The following is a 16,458-nucleotide window of genomic DNA, read 5'->3' as shown; positions in this document are numbered from 1 at the left end:
CGCGTAGCATGGTATTTAACTTAAGAAAAGCGTTATGATGGCTGCTGTTCACTCAGGTGATCAGATTGCGTCTGGCAAAGGGTCAGTCACATCCACCCATCGTACATAGAGCACGGCAAGCAGCCCCACAAAACTACTTGCGCACATCATTCCCAGTACCAGAAAGGGCCCATTTGCTGGACTAACAAATGCACCTGTCATCGAGGTGAGCACCGCCCCAAGTGCGACGATCATAGCACCAGATAAACCTGCAGCACTTCCTGCCAATTTCGGGCGAACAGACATTAATCCCGACGATGCATTGGCGTTCGTTAGCCCGTTTCCAAAACCTACGAAAATTGCCGAACCAAAGAAAACCCACACGGAGCCTTGGCCGGCAAGGAACAAAGATAGTCCAACAAACGGGCCAACAGATGCGAATATCCGGCCTATCAGGATCATTGTCGTCAACCTAGTTCGCGTGGCTATACGTCCCGTTATGAAATTGCCGACCATGAACCCGCCCGTAATGATGCCTATTCCCAAACCCAACATTGCCGGAGTCAGATCAAACCACGCCTGTGCGACCAGCGGCGCCCCGGTAATAAAACTGTAGAACCCCCCAATTGAAAACGCCATGCAAAGCGCATAACCCCAAAACCTGCGGGCCCGAAACAAATGCGGGTACTCGCTTAACTGTGCGCTAAAAGTAGACGAGCGTTCTGAATTGGTTTCCCCCATGTCCGCCCACAAAAGTGCCAGCAATCCTGTGCCTGCTAGCGAGTAAAAAACAAACCCCGCCCGCCAACCAAACAACATATCAAGTGCACCGCCCAGCATTGGCCCTAACATCGGGGCAAGCGCCATGGCCATAGCAACGTACCCCAACTTACTGGCCGCCTCGTTCGGCGGGTACATATCCCGGATCGTGGCACTGGATAAAACTGATCCTGCAACCACAGATGCCTGCAACAAACGAAATCCAAGAAATACCCAAATCGTCTCGGCCAGAACGCAGCCGAACGAAGCACATGCAAAAAGCCCCATGCAAATCAACAACACCGGTCTTCGACCAAAACGATCTGACAGCGGCCCAATGATCAGTTGTAATACGGCTGACACCGCTAAATATCCGGCTACAGATATGTTGATCAGCGAATAGTCGACCTGGAAATCTTCGCTCATTCGAGCGAGCGAAGGCAAAAACAAATTCAGGGACAAAACCGACAGCGCCGTCGCAAATACCAGTGTTACCAACGATGGGGGCGTCCGTGCCGCGCGCATGATATGAACCGAATTAAAAATTTTGCCGGGTCAGCGCTAGCACATTGAACATCCGTTGAACACGTCAAGCTGCTGGCGGCTACTTTATTGCTCTGGTAATAGCGCGTCATGCTCAGGATCCAGAACATAAATTATGCCATCGAAGGCCGTCCGCTGTTTGATGGGGCCAGCGCAACAATACCCGCTGGTCACAAGGTCGGCTTGGTTGGTCGCAACGGGACCGGAAAAACTACGCTTTTCCGCCTGATCCGAGGGGAATTGGCACTGGAGTCTGGCGAAATCACGCTTCCAAAACGTGCTCGTATCGGTGGTGTCGCGCAAGAGGTGCCATCGTCAGAGGTATCACTGATCAACACGGTATTGGCCGCCGATACCGAACGCAGCGAGTTGATGGCCGAAGCCGAGAACGCGTCGGACGCAGATCGTATTGCCGAGATACAAACCCGGCTTGCCGATATCGACGCTTGGTCGGCCGAGGCTCGGGCAGCTTCGATTCTCAAAGGACTGGGGTTCGATGATGATGAGCAGCTAAAGCCATGCTCGGACTTTTCTGGTGGTTGGCGAATGCGGGTTGCTTTGGCGGCTGTCTTGTTTTCGCAACCAGATCTTTTGTTGCTGGACGAGCCAACCAATTATCTAGATTTGGAAGGCTCATTGTGGCTGGAAAGTTACCTGGCCAAATACCCCCACACTGTGATCATCATCAGCCATGATCGCGATTTGCTAAATCGCGCAGTCGGGTCGATCCTACATCTGGAAGACCGCAATTTAACGTACTATTCGGTGCCCTACGATAAATTCGCCGAACGCCGCGCTGAGCGGCTGGCACAAGCGGAATCAGAGAACGCAAAGGCCAAAGCGCGCATAGCACACCTACAAAGCTTTGTAGATCGGTTTCGGTACAAGGCATCCAAGGCAGTTCAAGCTCAATCCCGGCTGAAAATGATTGAGCGAATTCAACTAATTTCGACCCCGCAAGAGGCTGCACTTCGCGCATTCTCTTTCCCAAAGCCCGAGGAACTGTCACCGCCAATCATACAGCTCGAAGGAGGCGTGACCGGCTACGGCGAAACTGAGGTGTTGCGTAAGTTGAACCTCCGCATTGATCAGGATGACCGGATCGCGCTTTTGGGCAAGAACGGACAAGGCAAATCGACCCTGTCAAAGCTGCTTTCGGACAGGTTGCCTTTGATGGCTGGTAAAATGACACGTAGTTCGAAAATGCGGATAGGGTATTTCGCTCAGCATCAGGTGGATGAATTATATGTCGATGAAACACCGCTGGATCATTTGCGGCGACTTCGCCCGGAAGAGGCACCTGGAAAGTGGCGATCGCGGCTGGCTGGTTTTGGGTTAAACGCCGATCAGGCGGAAACCAAAGTTGGTCGACTATCAGGTGGACAAAAAGCGCGGCTTTCACTGTTGATCGCAACAATCGATGCGCCGCATATGCTGATTTTGGACGAACCAACCAACCATCTTGACATCGAAAGCCGTGAGGCGTTGGTCGAAGCGTTAACTGCTTATTCAGGAGCAGTTATTCTAGTCAGCCACGACATGCACCTGCTGTCACTAGTTGCAGACCGCCTGTGGCTGGTCTCGGATGGCACTGTAAAAACCTATGAAGGTGATCTTGAGACTTATCGTTCAATGCTTTTGGCGCGGGACAAACCAATCAAAGAAAAACCTTTGACACCCAAGCTCAAACGGCCCTCCCGCGATGCAGTGTTGGCTATGCGCGCGGATCTGCGCAAATGCGAGGACCGGATCGAAAAGTTGACTGACATGCACGAAAAACTGTCAACGAAACTGGCCGACCCTGCGTTGTACCAAGACGACAGGATCGACGATTTGGAAACCTGGAACCGCAAATTTGCAGAAGTGGTCGAAGCAATGCAAAAAGCCGAGGCACTGTGGGTCGCGGCGGCTGAACGGCTGGAACAGGCGGAAACCACATGAATGATCCCGTTTTTGAAACCAAAGCCATGATCGCAGGCATGCGCCCCGCAATCCAACCGGGCGAGTTCGCATTTGTGATCTGGCCTAAAGATAAGGTGTGGCCCAAAGGAACACGTGCAAGCATTGTCGAAGCGGAAGGTCTTTCGCTTGTGGTGCCAATCGATGCAGCCCCGTCGGACGCGCTCGCAATGCGTTGCATAACGTTGCAAGTGCACTCCTCATTAGATGGTGTGGGCCTTATGGCCGCCGTATCTGACACCTTGGCGAAATCAGGAATTCCAGCAAATGTGATTGCGGGCTATCACCACGACCATGTCTTTGTACCTACCCATCAGGCGCAAACGGCGTTGGACCTTCTGATGACACTGCAGCAGAGCGCAACGGAATGATGGAATTTGCGTTCTTCGTAACTGCATTCACTACATTATTCGTGGTCATCGACCCGTTTGGCACAACGCCAATCTTTGTTGCAATGACGCAGGATATGGACGCTCGCGACCGTCGTCGAACGGCGCTGCGAACGTGCCTGACGGCATCCTGTATATTGATTGCATTTGCCGCCTTTGGCGAGGCAGTGCTTGGTTTTGTCGGCATCTCGATGGAGGCGTTCAGAGTGGCCGGCGGGGCGCTGCTGTTTCTGACCGCTCTCGACATGCTGTTTGAACGTCGGACTAAGCGGCGGGAAGATCGTGCTGAGCAGGAGGAGCATCCTGATCCTTCGGTTTTCCCATTGGCCATTCCATTGGTCGCCGGACCGGGTTCAATCGCGACGATTATTCTGCTTGCAGGAGAGCACCCAGGAATTCAGGGAATTGTCACCGCCTGCGTAGTCATGCTTGCGGTCATGGCTGTCGTTCTAGCGTTCTTTATGGCGGGGGGCTTGATCGGCCAAATTCTTGGCAAGACTGGGCTGAATGTCCTGACCCGCCTTCTTGGCATGTTGCTTGCGGCACTGTCAGTTCAGTTCATATTGGACGGGCTCAAGGCCTTTGGTTTTGCGTCATAAATACCCATATAGGGCACACGTGAACTTATCTGGGTGACAGCATGGGATTGGATGGCGACAGTTTAGCAAGATTGGCTTACCTGAGCCTGCTGGGCGCGGCCTTGCTTGCGTGGTTCTTTACACAGAACCGGCAGTCGATTGGTAAGACTATGCAGCAGGCTTTGGCTTGGGTTTTCATTTTTATCGGCGTCATAGCTATTGTCGGCCTGTGGGAAGATATCCGCACGACTGTTGGCCCTTCAGCGCATCTTTCCGTCACTGAAAGCTCGATTGAAGTTCCTCGTTCCGTTGATGGGCATTATTACCTTCCAATGCTGGTGGATGGAGAACCCATAACGTTTCTGGTCGATACAGGTGCCAGCCAAATCGTTCTAAGTTCGCAGGATGCAAAACGGGTCGGGATCGACCCCGATCAACTTGATTATATTGGCCGTGCTTTTACAGCTAACGGAGAAGTCCGTACTGCTCCGGTACGTCTTCAAAGTTTAACGCTGGGACCAATTTCAGATAAAAATGTTTCCGCCTGGGTCAATGAAGGTGAATTGCACCAATCTTTGCTGGGTATGGATTATCTACAGCGTTTTTCCGCGGTTCAATTCTCTGATGGCCGCTTGATCTTGTCCCGTTAAGCGGCCTGCTGTCACTTTACAGATTGAGAACAAAATAGGAAAATGTTAATCTTTCAGTATGTCTACGCATCTTCTTGGCCGCAAACCTGCGCGTGAAACGCCGGGGGTTGCTCTTCATCCGCAGATCACACTGCAACTAGCCCGCGTGCACGAGGCCTGCGGTCCAGCCAGGCGCAGCTTTGCCATGTGGTTGGCCGGTCAGACACAAGGTCCGGTCCTGTGGATTTCTCCTGCATGGGAGCCCGGCCAGCTAAACCCAGACGGGATGATGGCCTTTGCCGATCCGGCCCGCTTCCTGTTTGTCCGCCCTACCCGCGCCGAAGATCTGCTGTGGTGTATGGAAGAGGCGCTGCGGAGCGGGGCGATTCCATTAGTCATTGGCGACCTACCTGGCGCACCGGGGCTGACACCGGTGCGTCGCATGCACTTGGCTGCCGAACAAGGCGGCACGATGGGGCAAGCCCCACTAGGGCTTTTGCTGACACCCGGAAACGGTGGCGCACAAGGGGTCGAGACGCGCTGGCACATGGCTGCGGTCCATAAAGGCGAGGCAAGGCGCTGGACTCTAACCCGCCGCCGTGCCCGCGCACTGCCCCCGGTAAGTTGGCGCGCCACCCAAACCGAGTCGCGCGCCGGACTGAACCTGCAACGCATCGCCTCAAAAAACGCAACCAAATAAACCTAAAAAAACGCGCAACTTTTGACTGGCCAAAACATAAGGCGAGTCATAGCGTCCCGCCATGACCCATCCGATTCATGATAGCCGCTACGCTTGGACCCGCCTCGCGATCACCCTGATAATTGCAACCGTAGCGAACGTCGGAATGTGGGCCGTAATTGTCGTAATGCCGGCAATCGAAACAGAATTTGGTGCAGGACGCGCCGAGGCGTCCATGCCCTACACTCTGGCGATGATCGGCTTTGCCCTGGGAAATATGTGGCTGGGGCGGCTTGTAGACCGGATGGGAGTTACCAAAGCCCTGATCGGGGCTGCAGTGTTAAGCGCCATCAGTTATCTACTGGCAACACTCGCGCCAAACATGATTTTGCTTGCAGCAGCACATCTCCTGCTGGGTCTCGGTACGTCGGTCGGCTTTGGCCCACTAATTGCCGATATATCACACTGGTTCATGCGTCGGCGCGGGATTGCAGTGGCTCTCGTCGCAAGTGGGAATTACCTGTCCGGCGCAATCTGGCCGACTTTGCTGTCGGGAATTCTGGCGCGCGACGGTTGGCAACTGGTTTATCTGACGCTGGCGGCGATGACACTGATTGTTGTAATCCCACTGTCTCTGCTTCTGCGTCGCCAGGTCCCGATCGAGGCCCACCAAACCGCTGCTGTAAACGCACAGACAAATGCGCGCAGTGTCGGGATTTCACCCCGGGCGCTGCAATACATCCTAGGACTCGCGGGGATAGGTTGCTGTGTCGCCATGTCTATGCCGCAAGTCCATATCGTCGCGTACTGCGTGGGTCTAGGATATGGTCCGGCTGTGGGCGCCGAGATGCTGTCGCTGATGCTGTTGGGTGGTGTGGTCAGCCGGGTCGTGTCGGGGTTAGTTGCAGACCAACTGGGCGGAGTATATACACTGCTGATTGGCTCAACCCTCCAATGTATAGCGCTTTTTCTTTTCTTGCCCTACGATGGGATGGTGTCGCTGTATATTATCAGCCTCCTTTTTGGGCTGGCTCAGGGAGGTATCGTGCCAAGTTACGCATTGGTTGTACGCGAATACATGCCACCACAGGAAGCCGGCGCCCGGGTCGGTTTTGTTATGATGATGACAATCATGGGCATGGCACTGGGCGGGTGGATGTCCGGATGGATTTACGACTTAACCGGAAATTACCAATTGGCCTTTATTAACGGAATTCTGTGGAATGGCCTGAACATTGCGATACTTCTATTCTTGCTCGGCCGCTCACGGCCCAAAAAGCAAGAGGTTTTGGCTTGAAACACCTGACACGGCGGTCCGTTATCGCGGGCATAGCAACGTTACCGTTGGCACGTTCCGCGCAAGCAGCGCTGGTCCCATATACGTTATCAAAACAAAGCACTTCAGTTGGTTTCACCTTTAACCTGTCGGGGGTTGCCCAAAGCGGTACGATGCCGATTAAGGCAGCAAATATTGAAATTGATACGTCGCGTCTGCAAAACAGCCGTGTCAGCGTGACACTCAATGTAGCAGCTGCGCGCACCCGATTGCCGTTTGCCCGTGGGCCTATGCTAGGTCAAAGCGTTCTAGATGCAGAGGCCTACCCTACGATCACTTTCAATTCGACCGATATTCAGCTGAGTCCTTCGGGGCACATTTCCAACGGCGCTCAGATAACCGGAGAATTAACCGTCCGAGGAGTGACAAAGCCTGTAACTTTACTGGCGGACCTTTATCGCCGGCCAGAAAGCAAAGTGGACGATCTGAACACCCTTTCGATCCGTCTGGCCGGTGCACTGGATCGTCATGCTTTTGGTGCTTCGGGATATCCAGAACTGGTCGCTGACGAGGTCGGGCTTAACATTCGCGCAGAGATAATCCGTACGCTCTAAAGCCCGAAGGACGAAAAACGACGCGACAAAGTCGAATTGTTACGCGCAATGTCGAAAGATGCCGTCATTCTGCACCCATTATGCGCACGATCATTTCCTTTGCTGCTCTTTTTCTTTCCGTCATTCTGCTGCAGCTCTCAACTGGCGGCGTAGGTCCTTTGGACGCCATTTCAGGCCTGACTCTCGAATTCAGCACTGAACAGATCGGTTTATTGGGGTCAGCGCATTTTCTTGGCTTCTTTATCGGTTGCTGGTGGGCCCCAAGGTTGATGGGCAACATCGGTCATTCCCGCGCTTTCGCCGTTTGTACCGCGCTTGGCGCGATGGGGCTGATTGGCCATACCCTTACCGACAACGCCTATGTCTGGGCGTTGTTGCGCGTTGCTTCGGGTACCTGTGTCGCAGGGGCTTACACCGTAATTGAGGCTTGGCTAAACGCAAAGGTTACCAACGAAACCCGCGGGCGTGCCATGGGAACTTATCGGATCGTTGATATGGGCGCCTCATTGGGCGCGCAGCTGATTATTGCAGTGCTGCCGCCCGCCTCTTACGTATCCTATAACTTACTGGCGATCTTGTGCTGCGCTTCTCTGCTTCCGCTTACGCTTACCAAAGCCAGCCAGCCGAAAACGCCCGATGCTCCGCGCCTGCGACCAAAACTTGCTTGGCGCAGTTCCCCATTGGCTGTTGCTGGTGTGATAGTGGCGGCGCTTAGTTCCGCCTCGTTCAGAATGGTCGGCCCCGTTTATGGACAAGAGGTCGGTTTAGACGTCGATCAAATCGCGTTCTTTTTGGCTTCGTTCGTTTTAGGCGGGGCATTGGCGCAGTATCCAGTGGGTTGGTTGGCCGACAAATACGATCGCCGATGGGTATTGATTTGGCTTTCAGCTGCTGCAGTTCTCAGCAGCTTTGTTACGATGGCCGCGAGTGGCACTGGCACTGTGGGAGTGATGTTGACCGCCGGGTTCTTCGGGCTGACGACATTTCCGATCTTCTCAGTCTCCTCTGCCCATGCCAATGACTTTGCCACGACTGAGGAACGGGTCGAACTTTCTGCTGCTTTGATGTTCTGGTTTGCACTAGGGGCAATTGCATCGCCCTATGTTTCATCCACCTTGATCCAGAGTTTCGGCCCCGGCGCACTGTTCGCGTTTGTGGCCCTGGGGCACTTAGGCTTAATTGTTTTTGGCCTTGCCCGCATGCGTTCTCGCCCTACACCGGAAGAACGTACCAATTATGTCTACGCCCCGAGAACGTCGTTCACAATCGGGCGCCTGCTAAAGCGTGCGCGAGAGGAATAGTCCCGGGTCAAGAACATCCTAGCCTGACAGTGTTTGCGGGCCGGACATTAAACGAAAGAACCGCTTGTCAAAGTTGGAACCAGAACGATCAAGCAGAGTTTGACACAGACATATTTTCATTCGTCGATCGCAAACACTGACGGTGACACAGGGATCAATTCATCCAGAATTGAACCGGCCTCATAGCCCAAAAGGTCGACCTCCATCCGAGCCGGGTCACCAAATGCCCAGGCACCCACAAGCCTTTGCATCTTTGCATAACCCGCATACTTTGCCATTGCGTCAGTCCCGTGGGCGCTTTCTGCGAACAACACCTGCCCGGCAGTCACCTTTTCAGGCATCACCCTCTGCAAGTACAAGAGTACAACATTGACGTTTTTAACGTTAGATCCACCGTGGTGTACCACGTACATTTTATTCCAATCGTCTTCGTCCATTTCCGAACGCGCATCTGATACTGCTTTGTGTAATGCCTCAAGCTCGGCCCGAGCTGCATCGCGCATGTTGGCCGACCATTCCGGCCTCATATCGTTAATAACTTTAATAACCGCCTCGCGGGTCAGCTTTTGCTCGGACAATGCTTGGTCGACAAATGCCTTAGCCGTTTCCAGCATTTTTTTCTGACGAACCATAGCGGACTCGGAAATTTTGAGGCCGTCAATCAATGGAAGAAGCTTTTCTATTTCTTCAGAAATAGTTGAGAACTCGTTCTTCCAGAGCTCACTGGCCGCATTCCCCTGTGGCCACGGCGTGACGGCGCCGATAATGCCCAGCAAAATATGCGATGTGGACTTGAAGACTAGGTAATGCGGGGCGTCTCTGGAATATGTTGCTTGCCCGCCGTCGTCTGAAAGAACCGTAACGTCACGCGCAATGATCATAACAGGACGCGTAGTAGCTGTTAGTGCATCTTGCCCCCGACGAAAAATCGAAAGCATGGCGTGATCGAAGTCTTCGATTGCATTTATCGCATCGCTTTGATCGGCTTTCGCGTAAGGTGTTAAATTAAAGAAAGCTGCACAAAACATGGCAAAGATAGTCAGACCGTGCCTGAACCATGGTGTAAGCATTCACCCCTCCCAATTTGAGCCGTGGAATTATGATACATTATTGGCTCATTTGCGCGAACAGAGTGATACGGCGGTGAAACTGGGGCGTTAAGCAGCCGCAGCTGAACGCATCGACTGGCAAGATTCACCTGTTACAGAGACCTAAGGTCAATCCAAAAGGTTTTTTAACGTTGGATACGCTTTTCCAGATTATTTATAGTCGTTTGGTTGCGAAACCGGGCTTTTGCTGGACGGTGACATAAGGTAGACGGGCGCGCAGACAGATACGTGGAAACGCAAAAATGGCCCGGATACTCATCACCTCGGCGATCCCTTACATAAATGGGATCAAGCACCTCGGAAATCTCATCGGATCGCAACTTCCGGCCGATTTGTACGCGCGGTATCAGCGCGGCCGCGGGAATGAGGTCATGTTTCTTTGTGCCACCGATGAACACGGGACCCCTGCAGAACTAGCTGCGGCAAAGGCAGGCAAGCCGGTCGCCGAATATTGCACCGAGATGTATGGAATACAAGCAGACATCGCCAATCGTTTTGGACTTAGTTTTGATCATTTTGGTCGATCTTCGAGTGAACAGAACAAACATCTTACGCAACATTTCGCAGGAAAGCTGGACGAAGCTGGTTTAATCCGCGAAGTCAGCGAGAAACAAATCTATTCTAATGCGGATGGCAGGTTTCTTCCCGACCGCTATATCGAAGGTACCTGCCCCAATTGTGGTTACGACCGAGCGCGCGGTGACCAGTGTGAGAATTGTACTAAACAGTTGGACCCCACCGATCTAATCGAGCCACGCTCGGCCATTTCGGGCTCAACGGATTTAGAGGTGCGTCAGACTAAACACCTCTATTTACGACAATCCGCCATGAAAGATCAGTTGGATGAGTGGATTGACAGTAAGACAGACTGGCCGATCCTGACCACATCTATCGCGAAAAAATGGCTTCATGACGGCGACGGACTGCAAGACCGAGGGATAACTCGCGATCTGGATTGGGGTGTACCGGTCAAGAAAGGCGATCAAGACTGGCCTGGCATGGAAGGAAAAGTCTTCTACGTGTGGTTTGACGCACCTATCGAATACATCGCCTGCGCAAAAGAATGGGCCGACGCAAATGGCAGAACAGACGCAGATTGGCAGCGTTGGTGGCGTACTGACAAAGGGGCCGACGATGTGCGCTATGTTCAGTTTATGGGTAAGGACAACGTCCCGTTTCACACCCTGAGCTTCCCCGCGACTATTTTGGGATCAGGCGAGCCATGGAAGATGGTCGATCACCTAAAGTCGTTTAACTATCTCAATTATGACGGAGGCCAGTTTTCTACTTCGCAGGGACGTGGCGTATTCATGGACCAAGCGCTTGAGATTTTGCCGGCCGATTATTGGCGTTGGTGGCTACTAAGCCACGCACCGGAAAGCAGTGACAGCGAATTCACATGGGAAAACTTCCAGCAATCGGTGAATAAAGATTTGGCAGACGTTCTGGGCAACTTTGTAAGCCGTATCACCAAATTCTGCCGCTCGAAATTCGGGGAAACCGTTCCCGAAGGTGGCGACTTTGGTGAAAGGGAACAAACGCTAAATTCAGAACTCACGCGCCGCATTCGCGCCTATGAAGGCCATATGGAAGCGATGGAGGTTCGTAAATCGGCACAGGAACTGCGCGCCATTTGGGTCGCTGGAAATGAATACCTGCAAGCGGCCGCACCTTGGTCAACCTTTAAGGAAGACCCGGAACTTGCCGCTACGCAAGTTCGTCTGGGTTTGAACTTGATCCGTCTTTACGCAGTCCTGAGTGCACCATTTATCCCGGAAACTTCCGCCCGAATGCTCAGCGCAATGAACACGCTGGATACAAGCTGGCCCGACGATGTGGCGGTCGCTTTGACGTCCCTACCCGCTGGGCATGAATTTTCTGTACCTGACGTTTTATTCGCCAAAATTACGGATGAGCAACGCGAAGATTGGCAAACTCGGTTCGCCGGGACACGCGACTAAAATTTCGCATTTCAAAAGGCAACCGATGTCCTTGACGTATTTGGAGCGCCATCAGAGGTTGCTTATGTTTAAAATCGGAGGAAGGACAACAGGGCACTTGGCTAAGTTGTCCAACCGATAGGAAAATTAATGATCTTTTATCCATGACTTCTCATTCAAGAAGCTTGAGATATGAAAACAAAACGGCCATCCTGACCAAAAATTAAAACGACTCGTCCGGACAAGTTCGATGTCTGGAACGAATTCTTTGGTCTGAATGGGGCGCGTGCCATGTCTTTTGCTTTTATCAATACGAATTTCTTTGGAAGAGAGTCGGCTCGCGGGATCGGAACGAAAATCGCCTTGATCTTCTGCCTCAGCACTGCACACGCAGCGCTCGCCCAAGATCAAGAAAACGCGCCGCCGCCAAAGGTTTCGATCGCCGCCGCCTATACCGAAGAGATCACCGATGAAGCAGTGTTCATCGGCCGGGCCGAGGCAATTGATAAGGTCGACATAGTGGCGCGTGTCAACGGGTTCCTCGACAGCCAGGCTGTAGAAGACGGAGCTTTGGTCAAAAAGGACGACCTGCTGTTTACAATCGAGCCTGACCTTTATGAGGCCACATTGGAAGCTCGCAAGGCCGATCTGGACAGAGCCGAAGCCAACCTTGAGCTCGCGAAAGTCGATCTGGCGCGTAAGGAAGAACTGTACAAGCGGGATGCAACACCCGAGTCCGAGCGCGACATAGCTCGCGCCAATGAGCTCGTCGCCGAGGCCGAAGTCAAAGCGGCAAATGCTGCCATTCAACAGGCGCAACTTGACCTAAGTTATACTCAGATACACGCCCCTTTTGACGGTCGTATCGGACGCGTAACAACCAGTGTTGGCGACGTCGTTGGCCCAACCAATCCACCATTGGTGAATTTGGTCCGCGAAGCGCCGATCTACGTAAATTTTTCTTTAAATGAGAAGCAGTTCACTACGGTTCTGGAGCAGGTAGGGGAGAACCCGGCCTCCTTAGCAGAAAGTAATAAGAGCCCGAATGTGCACGTCACGCTTCCAAATGGGACAGAACTGGACGAAACCGGGGAAATCGTTTTTGTGGACAACCGAATTGACCCGTTGACCGGTGCCATCACTGTACGGGCCGAGTTTGATAATGCTGATCGTCTGATAGTCGACGGGGCTTTCCTTAGCGTCCATATCGAAGCACTGGAACCGACGCTTCAAGTCCTCATCCCGCAGGCCGCCCTACAGCGTGATCAAAGGGGTGAATTCGTTCTGGTTGTTAACGATAAACAGATGGTTGAACAGCGATATATAACTACCGGTGATGTGGTTGGGTCGGCGATAATCGTTTCGGAGGGGCTGCGAGAAGGGGAAAGTGTGATTGTCGAGGGCCTCCAAAGGGTGCGTCCAGGAGTGGCCGTCGACGCGGTTGTTGCCACTGAACAGCCGGGAGAATAACTGATGTTCTCAGCCCTGTTCATCAGCCGGCCAAAGCTGGCGCTTGTAATCTCGCTCGTACTCACCATCATGGGTGGGATTGGCTATCTGGTGTTGCCAGTGGCCCAATTCCCGGACATTACGCCGCCAGTTGTTAGTGTCTCGACAACTTACACCGGGGCTAACGCGGAAACCGTTGAAAATACCGTTGCCGCGCCAATCGAAGCCCAGGTAAACGGTGTGGACGACATGATTTACATGACGTCGACCTCGTCGGACAACGGCAACTATTCATTGAATATCACCTTCGAGGTGGGCACCGACCCTGACATCGCCTCGGTAAACGTGCAGAACCGTGTGGCTCAGGCAATGTCTTCGCTGCCGACTGAAGTAACATCTTCGGGCGTAGTGACTCAAAAGGCATCCACAAATATGTTGTTGCTGGTCACTCTGACGTCGCCCAACGGCACATACGACAGTGTATTTCTTTCGAACTATGCCTCGATAAACCTAAAAGATGCCCTTGCCCGCATTCAAGGCGTCGGTAAGGCGGACGTTTTGACCAACCTGGAATATGCCATGCGTATCTGGATGGACCCGGACAAAATGGCTGCGCTTGCGATTACACCCGGGGACGTCATCAACGCCATTCGGGAACAGAATATCGAGGTTTCAGCAGGCTCGATAGGTGCGCCTCCAGTTCCTGAGGGGCAAACATTTCAGTACACGATCAAAACCAAAGGTCGGCTGACCTCGGCTGCAGAGTTTGGAGAAATCGTCATCAGAACCGGCGATGCAGGATCAATTGTGCGAGTTCGCGATATTGCGAGAGTAGAACTGGGAGCCGAATATTATCAGGCATCTGGATATTTCGACAGCGTTCCTGCAACTGTGCTTGGCATTTATCAAGCTCCAGGCGCAAACGCATTGGCGGTGTCGGATAGAGTCGAAGCCGAACTTGAACGCTTATCACGTGCATTCCCGACTGATGTGGAATATCAGGTGCCGTTCAACACCACTGATTTTGTCGAACAATCGTTGAGCGACGTGGTTTCAACACTGATCCTAACATTCATCCTTGTGATCTCGGTTGTCTTTATCTTCTTGGGCAGTTGGCGAGCGACAATTATTCCAGCAGTTGCCATTCCGGTATCATTGATCGGCACATTCGCTTTCTTACTTGCTTTCGGCATGTCGCTGAACACGATTTCTCTTTTCGCACTGGTACTAGCGATTGGTATCGTCGTTGATGATGCGATCGTTGTGGTCGAAAACGTTGAACGCATTATCGCCGAAGAAGGGCTGGCACCTGCCGAGGCTACGCGCAAAGCTATGGGCCAGATCACTGGACCTGTTATAGCAACCACTTTGGTTTTGCTTGCGGTCTTTGTACCAGTCACTTTCATGCCGGGTATTTCTGGTCGATTGTATTCTCAGTTTGCCGTTACAATCTCGACCGCGGTTGTTATCTCGTCGATCAACGCGCTGACACTTTCGCCTGCTCTTTGTGGCTTGGTGTTGCAGGCTCGTTCCGGACCTCCAAAGGGTCTTCTGGCCGTTTTCGAAGGTTTCATAGGTGGATTGCGTAACGGCTATGTCGCAATCGTTCGAAAATTGCTTATCGCACCTATCATATCGTTGGGCATCATCGCGGCGTTTGCGTTTGGCGGCGTGACTATTATGTCAAACACTTCCAGTGGCTTCCTGCCTTTAGAGGACAACGGATATTTGTTCGTGGATATCCAGCTACCGGATGCCGCCACATTGGAACGAACCGAGGCGGTTTCTGAACGGGTGGATGCACAGATACAACAGATCCCCGGAGTTGCGAGTACTGTTCTGATCAACGGTTTCTCGCTTCTAAATGGGACGATCACAAACGGATCCGCTATTTTTGTTAACCTCGATAATTGGGACGACCGGCAAGAGGACGATCTGAGCGCCGATGCAATTCTGGGAAAGGTCCTAACAATCGCAAACGGGGAGTCGGCGGCCTCGATTGTGGCCTTCAACCCTCCGCCTATTCAGGGTCTCGGAATGTCTGCTGGTGTTGAAATGGAGGTGCAGCAAACCGGAGGAGGAAGTCCGCAAGATCTGGCCTCTGCCGTTGGGTCTTTCGTCTACTCGGCCAATCAAAGGCCTGAAATCGGTCAGGCCTACACAACTTTCCGGGCAAATGTCCCTCAGTTATTTGTCGATCTGGATCGAGAAAAAGCGAAAACACTGCAAGTTTCCGTGGCCGAGATTTTCCAGACCATGCAGGCGCAGTTGGGGTCGTACTATGTCAACGACTTCAACCTATTCGGTCGGGTCTATCGTGTAATGATCCAAGCCGAAGGGTCATATCGCGATAATGTCGAGGATATCTCAAACCTGTACGTGCGATCGACGAAGGGCGAAATGGTGCCACTTGGAACATTAATTGACGTCGAAAATGTCTTGGGGCCCGTTCTGCTGAAACGGCATAACCTTTTCCGATCCGCCACAGTTACTGCGGTTCCGGCCGAAGGGTTGTCTACAGGCGATGCTATTAACGTGATGACAGAGGAATCGGCAACCGCCCTCCCGCCCGGATATTCGTTTGAATGGACTGGAACGGCGCAGCAGCAGCTTGCTTCTGGCGGCCTTGTGATCATTATTCTGGGACTTGCTGTTCTGTTTGGATACCTCTTTCTGGTTGGACAGTACGAAAGCTGGACCATGCCGGTTTCGATCCTGCTATCTGTGATCGTTGCACTGTTTGGGGCCGTTTCAGCCGTGGCCATCGTTGGTAGCGACATCAACCTCTACACACAGATCGGGATGATAATGCTTGTTGGCTTGGCCTCTAAGAACGGCATTTTGATCGTAGAATTCGCGATGGAGCAACGCGCGAATGGACTGTCGATCAAAGACGCGGCAGCTGAGGCCGCTCATCAACGATTCCGAGCCGTGATGATGACAGCCTTGTCATTCCTTCTTGGCGTTGTGCCGCTGCTTGCCGCCAGCGGTGCTGGCGCTGCCAGCCAAAAGGCAATTGGAGTTGCGGTATTCGGCGGAATGCTGGCTGCAACTTTATTTGGCGTCATCTTGGTGCCTGTGCTCTACGCCGTGATGCAGGGCTTGCGCGAATGGATCAAAGGCTCCAAAGGTGGCTCCGACAAGGAAGCCAGCGACGCTTTGACAGACGCATAGGGCTATAAATTCTTGGCGCCCCGTCCAGATGACGGGACGCTCGCCCATTTTTGGGCAATTGCTATTCGCAATGCTAATAA

The 16,458-nt window shown here is 52.8% G+C and carries 13 protein-coding genes; 11 read left to right on the top strand and 2 right to left on the bottom strand.

The features are described 5' to 3' along the window. Positions 1–60: 60 nt before the first annotated feature. Positions 61–1,263 carry a multidrug effflux MFS transporter gene (locus tag AC2FNE_RS04765; RefSeq protein ID WP_496804877.1) on the bottom strand — a complete coding sequence of 401 codons (1,203 nt, stop codon included), beginning with the start codon at positions 1,261–1,263 and terminating at the stop codon, positions 61–63. Between the two features lie 108 nt (positions 1,264–1,371). On the opposite strand from AC2FNE_RS04765, the gene AC2FNE_RS04760 reads away from it, so the two are divergent. From AC2FNE_RS04760 to AC2FNE_RS04725, 8 genes are all read left to right on the top strand, one after another. Beyond that, on the top strand, positions 1,372–3,222 hold the full coding sequence (locus AC2FNE_RS04760; RefSeq protein ID WP_496804876.1) for an ABC-F family ATP-binding cassette domain-containing protein: 1,851 nt from the start codon (positions 1,372–1,374) through the stop codon (positions 3,220–3,222). Next, positions 3,219–3,611: an ACT domain-containing protein gene (locus AC2FNE_RS04755; RefSeq protein WP_496804875.1), complete on the top strand. Its 393-nt coding sequence runs from the start codon at positions 3,219–3,221 to the stop codon at positions 3,609–3,611. The genes AC2FNE_RS04760 and AC2FNE_RS04755 overlap by 4 nt, the downstream gene beginning before the upstream one ends. After that, complete coding sequence (locus AC2FNE_RS04750; protein ID WP_170475477.1) at positions 3,608–4,228, top strand: MarC family protein; 621 nt, start codon at positions 3,608–3,610, stop codon at positions 4,226–4,228. The genes AC2FNE_RS04755 and AC2FNE_RS04750 overlap by 4 nt, the downstream gene beginning before the upstream one ends. Positions 4,229–4,269: 41 nt before the next feature. After that, entirely contained in the window at positions 4,270–4,857 is a 588-nt protein-coding gene (locus tag AC2FNE_RS04745; RefSeq protein WP_496804874.1) for a retropepsin-like aspartic protease family protein, read from the top strand. Positions 4,858–4,915: 58 nt separating this feature from the next. Beyond that, positions 4,916–5,536, top strand: a complete 621-nt coding sequence (locus tag AC2FNE_RS04740; protein WP_170475479.1) for an ImuA family protein — start codon at positions 4,916–4,918, stop codon at positions 5,534–5,536. A gap of 61 nt (positions 5,537–5,597) precedes the next feature. Then, complete coding sequence (locus AC2FNE_RS04735; protein ID WP_170475481.1) at positions 5,598–6,812, top strand: MFS transporter; 1,215 nt, start codon at positions 5,598–5,600, stop codon at positions 6,810–6,812. Further along, on the top strand, positions 6,809–7,405 hold the full coding sequence (locus AC2FNE_RS04730) for a YceI family protein (RefSeq protein WP_170608207.1): 597 nt from the start codon (positions 6,809–6,811) through the stop codon (positions 7,403–7,405). The genes AC2FNE_RS04735 and AC2FNE_RS04730 overlap by 4 nt, the downstream gene beginning before the upstream one ends. Positions 7,406–7,485: 80 nt before the next feature. Further along, on the top strand, positions 7,486–8,706 hold the full coding sequence (locus AC2FNE_RS04725) for an MFS transporter (RefSeq protein WP_170475484.1): 1,221 nt from the start codon (positions 7,486–7,488) through the stop codon (positions 8,704–8,706). A 116-nt stretch (positions 8,707–8,822) separates the two neighbouring features. Here the strand turns inward: AC2FNE_RS04725 and AC2FNE_RS04720 are convergent, their stop codons facing one another. Next, positions 8,823–9,776 (bottom strand): hypothetical protein, encoded by a 954-nt coding sequence (locus AC2FNE_RS04720; RefSeq protein WP_496774660.1) that lies wholly within the window; start codon positions 9,774–9,776, stop codon positions 8,823–8,825. 281 nt (positions 9,777–10,057) lie between these two features. On the opposite strand from AC2FNE_RS04720, the gene metG reads away from it, so the two are divergent. The 3 genes from metG (at position 10,058) to AC2FNE_RS04705 (ending at position 16,378) form a co-directional block, all read left to right on the top strand. After that, positions 10,058–11,776 (top strand): methionine--tRNA ligase, encoded by a 1,719-nt coding sequence (gene metG, locus AC2FNE_RS04715; protein ID WP_496804873.1) that lies wholly within the window; start codon positions 10,058–10,060, stop codon positions 11,774–11,776. 270 nt (positions 11,777–12,046) lie between these two features. Then, complete coding sequence (locus AC2FNE_RS04710) at positions 12,047–13,225, top strand: efflux RND transporter periplasmic adaptor subunit (RefSeq protein WP_170475490.1); 1,179 nt, start codon at positions 12,047–12,049, stop codon at positions 13,223–13,225. A 3-nt stretch (positions 13,226–13,228) separates the two neighbouring features. Beyond that, positions 13,229–16,378, top strand: coding sequence for an efflux RND transporter permease subunit (locus tag AC2FNE_RS04705; RefSeq protein WP_496804872.1), 3,150 nt, complete (start codon positions 13,229–13,231; stop codon positions 16,376–16,378). Positions 16,379–16,458: the final 80 nt, after the last annotated feature.

This window comes from Ruegeria sp. YKSD179 (genome assembly GCF_059612885.1).
The sequence above is the reverse complement of the archived record's forward strand: the minus strand, read 5'-3'. Positions and strand labels throughout refer to the sequence as shown.

Coding starts and splice junctions, on each gene's coding strand:
- AC2FNE_RS04705 (WP_496804872.1), top strand. CDS start 13,229: ATGTTCTCAGCCCTGTTCATCAGCCGGCCAAAGCTGGCGCTTGTAATC.
- AC2FNE_RS04755 (WP_496804875.1), top strand. CDS start 3,219: ATGAATGATCCCGTTTTTGAAACCAAAGCCATGATCGCAGGCATGCGC.
- AC2FNE_RS04740 (WP_170475479.1), top strand. CDS start 4,916: ATGTCTACGCATCTTCTTGGCCGCAAACCTGCGCGTGAAACGCCGGGG.
- AC2FNE_RS04760 (WP_496804876.1), top strand. CDS start 1,372: ATGCTCAGGATCCAGAACATAAATTATGCCATCGAAGGCCGTCCGCTG.
- metG (WP_496804873.1), top strand. CDS start 10,058: ATGGCCCGGATACTCATCACCTCGGCGATCCCTTACATAAATGGGATC.
- AC2FNE_RS04750 (WP_170475477.1), top strand. CDS start 3,608: ATGATGGAATTTGCGTTCTTCGTAACTGCATTCACTACATTATTCGTG.
- AC2FNE_RS04765 (WP_496804877.1), bottom strand. CDS start 1,263: ATGCGCGCGGCACGGACGCCCCCATCGTTGGTAACACTGGTATTTGCG.
- AC2FNE_RS04745 (WP_496804874.1), top strand. CDS start 4,270: ATGGGATTGGATGGCGACAGTTTAGCAAGATTGGCTTACCTGAGCCTG.
- AC2FNE_RS04725 (WP_170475484.1), top strand. CDS start 7,486: ATGCGCACGATCATTTCCTTTGCTGCTCTTTTTCTTTCCGTCATTCTG.
- AC2FNE_RS04720 (WP_496774660.1), bottom strand. CDS start 9,776: ATGCTTACACCATGGTTCAGGCACGGTCTGACTATCTTTGCCATGTTT.
- AC2FNE_RS04735 (WP_170475481.1), top strand. CDS start 5,598: ATGACCCATCCGATTCATGATAGCCGCTACGCTTGGACCCGCCTCGCG.
- AC2FNE_RS04710 (WP_170475490.1), top strand. CDS start 12,047: ATGTCTTTTGCTTTTATCAATACGAATTTCTTTGGAAGAGAGTCGGCT.